Annotated in this window: 1 protein-coding gene; it reads left to right on the top strand. The window is 40.7% G+C overall.

Translation table 11 applies throughout. The features are described from left to right. A partial coding sequence (locus tag EAE93_RS24925) for a hypothetical protein (RefSeq protein WP_250151186.1) occupies nt 1-637 on the top strand: 637 nt, incomplete at its 5' end. Between the last annotated feature and the right edge of the window lie 252 nt (nt 638-889).

The raw sequence follows: 889 nt of genomic DNA, 5'->3' as shown, positions 1-889 counted from the left end.
AGATCCCGACGCCATCAAGATAGTGCAGTATTTGAATGGTAAGGATTTGCAGTTTTTGAAGGATAATATTACCACTTCTAACAGAGTTGCCGCTGTCGCCTTAGATCCAACTTCATGGCCTGTAATGATCTTTGGTGCAAAGGCAATCATTCAGGGGGCGAAAGGGAAAGAGCAGCTACTTGCGGCAGGCGTCACCAGTGGTGTAAATGCAGCTATTCAATATGGCACAACAGGAGAAGTGAAGTTATCTGATGTAATTGGAGCAGGTGTTATCGGCGCTATCACAGCAGGGAAAGATTATAACCCAACCGTTACCTGGAATGCAGTAGGCGGCTATTACACCGCAGAAATCAAAGGAGATGATCCTTTCTTGAATGCAATAATAAGTAAAGGCGGAGCCAGTGTCGGATATGCGGCTGGTAATGTTCTGAAAATCCCAATGGAGAAGATTCTCAATCCAATATCGAAGCAACTTGAATGGGAACCAATCGGGATTTGGACAATTACAAAGCCTGTGAAACAAAGTTCAATTCCATCAGTGGCTGGTAACGTTGGTGATTCAGTAACATCAGGTATATTTAACGATAGCATGGGGAAAGCTATAAAAGATAAGGCGCAACAAGATGAAAAAAAATAAGTCTATATTAGCTTTGTTGTATTTATCTTGTTCTTTTTTTCTCTTCATATTTTTTATGTGCATACTAGCTGCAACACTTGGCTATTGGGTTGGAGGTGGAAAAGAAATTTTCCACTTCATTAGTAGCAACATTAGTATGTACTTGAAAGTCAGTACATCTGGATTTCTAGTCGGCTTTGTGCTTTGGTTATTTGATATTCGTTAGTTACCCGATAAGAACGATCCCAGCTGTTGAGCTGGGATTTTTTTGTT

Source organism: Photorhabdus akhurstii (genome assembly GCF_018448925.1).
Lineage (GTDB): Bacteria > Pseudomonadota > Gammaproteobacteria > Enterobacterales > Enterobacteriaceae > Photorhabdus > Photorhabdus akhurstii.
This window is presented reverse-complemented; position numbering and strand designations above follow the sequence as displayed.